The following is a 2,853-nucleotide window of genomic DNA, read 5'->3' as shown; positions in this document are numbered from 1 at the left end:
CCGGCCGCGTCGATCAGCACGACACCGTGCATCTGCCCCGAGAACCCGATCGCGGCCACCTGCGCACGCTCGTCGGCCGGCAGCCGCGCGGCCGCGCGCACGAGCGCCTGCCACCACGTATCGGGCGCGATCTCCGCCCAGCCGGGCTGCGGCGACGACAGCGCATAAGGTTCGCTCGCGACTGCCCGCTCGACGCCGTCGGCATCGAGCGTGACGAGTTTGACGGAGCCGGTGCCGAGGTCGATTCCGAGCAGGCGCATGACGTGAGGGCGAATTCGAATGAACGGATGTCGATGATAACGGGATCGTGATGCGCGCCCCGTTTTTTGCCGCCACCGCGGGGGGCCGAAAACGCGGTCGCCGGCGGGGTTCCACCCGGCTGCACCTTGCGGGCAAAAGCGGCCGTTCGCGGGTTAACCCGGCACGATTTTTCCCAGGCACTTTTTGCCACTATGCCGCCCACCCGATACACACCATAAAGCCGCCTATATTTGACACGGGGGCCGGCGCTATTTTGAAGGGCTATAAAACCGGGGAACCTCACTCCTGCGGCTGTTTCCCGATGATCGCCACCCTGTTGCATGCCGAAATGGCATATCGAACCAGCAAAGAACGGAATAGTACCCAGCGCTCTTGTTGCGTTGATTCATTCCGCATAACTTCGTATCACCCCGAAAACAAGATCATGGAGTGAGACAGATGCAATCGAACACGGTCCATCCGTGCGATGAGGTGCTGCCGACCGGCAAGCTGGTAACGCTTGGCCTGCAACACGTCCTCGTCATGTACGCCGGCGCTGTCGCCGTGCCGCTTATCGTCGGCGCCGCGCTCAAGCTGCCGAAAGACCAGATCGCGTTCCTGATCAGCGCCGATCTGTTTTCGTGCGGCATCGCCACGCTGATCCAGACGCTCGGACTGTGGATCTTCGGGATCCGCCTGCCCGTCATCATGGGCTGCACGTTCGCGGCAGTCGGCCCGATGATCGCGATCGGCACCAACCCGGGCCTCGGCATCCTCGACATCTTCGGCTCGACCATCGCGGCCGGCATCATCGGCATCGTGCTCGCGCCGATGATCGGCAAGCTGTTGCGGTTCTTCCCGCCCGTCGTCGTCGGCACCGTGATCGCGGTGATCGGGCTGTCGCTGATGGAAGTGGGCATCAACTGGGCGGCCGGCGGCGTCGGCAACCCCGAATACGGCAGCCCCGTCTATCTCGGCCTGTCGCTGCTCGTGCTCACGCTGATCCTGCTGATCAACAAGTACGGCCGCGGCTTCGTCGCGAACATCTCGGTGCTGCTCGGCATCGTCGCCGGCTTCGCGATCGCCTTCGCGATCGGCCGCGTGAATACCGACGGCGTCGCACACGCACCGTGGGTCGGCTTCGTGATGCCGTTCCACTTCGGCCTGCCGCACTTCGACCCGCTGTCGATCGTGACGATGGTCACGGTGATGTTCGTCACGTTCATCGAATCGACCGGCATGTTCCTCGCGGTCGGCGACATGGTCGATCGCCCGGTCAACCAGGAGCGCCTCGTGCGCGGCCTGCGCGTCGACGGCCTCGGCACGCTGATCGGCGGCATCTTCAACTCGTTCCCGCATACGTCGTTCTCGCAGAACGTCGGCCTGATCGGCGTGACGGGCGTGAAGAGCCGTTTCGTGTGCGCCACCGGCGGCGTGATCCTCGTGCTGCTCGGCCTGTTCCCGAAGATGGCGCAGGTCGTCGCATCGGTGCCGCCGTTCGTGCTCGGCGGTGCGGGCATCGTGATGTTCGGGATGGTGGCGGCGAACGGCATCAAGGTGCTGTCGAAGGTCGACTTCGTGAACAACACGCACAACCTGTTCATCGTCGCCGTGAGCGTCGGCATGGGCCTCGTGCCGGTCGTGTCGCCGCACTTCTTCTCGAAGCTGCCGCCCGCGCTCGCGCCGATCCTGCACAGCGGCATCCTGCTGGCATCGGCGACGGCCGTGATCCTGAACATCGTGTTCAACGGCGTGAAAGGCGAGAAGGACGCACGCTGCGACATCCGTCGCGCCGGACACGACTTCGACGGCCGTCCCGCCGACGTGCATCACTGATCGCCTCGCGCCGGACGACGGCGCGGAGAAGCGGTAAGCGGTAACGAAAAACGCCACGGCATGCCGTGGCGTTTTGCTTTGCGGGGGACGGGACTATGCGCGGTGATCGGTCGGACGGTCATGGCGCGTGAAAGCGGGTCGGCCGCGGGTCGGCCAAAGGCGCGGCACGAGATGCTCACTAGCCACGCAGGATGACTGGACCGGTGCGACAAGCGACACCGGAGCCCGATACGCGCACCGTCATCCCGACCATCTTCGCGCCGCCCGATTCGAGCACGCAAAAAAAACGCCACGGACTTTCGTCCGCGGCGTTCTTGTTTCCGCAACCAGCCGGTTCGAAAGACAAGCGCGGTAGACCGCGCCTGCCCTTCCTTGCTTGCGCTTACCCGTTCGTCGCCGTTGCCGACGCAGGCGCCGGAGCAGCCGCCTTGTCGTAGTCGACCGGTGCATCCGGCGCGCGCGGCGTTTCGCCGGCCCGCTCGATCCACCCGCCGCCCAGCGAACGGTACAGGTTGACCAGGTTGGTCCAGCGTGCCAGACGCGCATTGATCAGCGACTGCTGCGCGCTGTACAGGTCCGTCTGCGCGGTCAGCACCGACAGGTAGCTGTCGACACCGTTCTTGTAACGCAGGTCCGACAGGTCGAAGCGACGCTGCTGCGCGTGCTCGTTGCGCTCCAGCGCCGCGATCTGCTGGTCGTACGTGCCGCGTGCGGCCAACCCGTCCGCCACGTCGCGGAACGCCGACTGGATCGCCTTCTCGTAGTTCGCGATCTCGA

The 2,853-nt window shown here is 65.2% G+C and carries 3 protein-coding genes; 1 reads left to right on the top strand and 2 read right to left on the bottom strand.

Going from position 1 to position 2,853, the window contains the following annotated elements:
* The coding region (locus G3N98_RS38890) for an FGGY family carbohydrate kinase (protein WP_241026293.1) at positions 1-260 on the bottom strand (260 nt) is incomplete at its 3' end.
* A gap of 439 nt (positions 261-699) precedes the next feature.
* Here G3N98_RS38890 and G3N98_RS38885 point away from each other — a divergent pair.
* Positions 700-2,076, top strand: coding sequence for a nucleobase:cation symporter-2 family protein (locus G3N98_RS38885; protein ID WP_174972934.1), 1,377 nt, complete (start codon positions 700-702; stop codon positions 2,074-2,076).
* Positions 2,077-2,458: 382 nt separating this feature from the next.
* On the opposite strand, the gene G3N98_RS38880 is transcribed toward G3N98_RS38885, so the two are convergent.
* Positions 2,459-2,853, bottom strand: a 395-nt coding sequence (locus tag G3N98_RS38880) for a TolC family protein (protein ID WP_206151086.1), incomplete at its 5' end; no start/stop codon positions are given.

Source organism: Burkholderia sp. Tr-20390 (assembly GCF_017104595.1).
Classification (GTDB): domain Bacteria; phylum Pseudomonadota; class Gammaproteobacteria; order Burkholderiales; family Burkholderiaceae; genus Burkholderia.
Note: the sequence above shows the minus strand (reverse complement) of the source record. Positions and strands in the feature narration are given on the sequence as shown.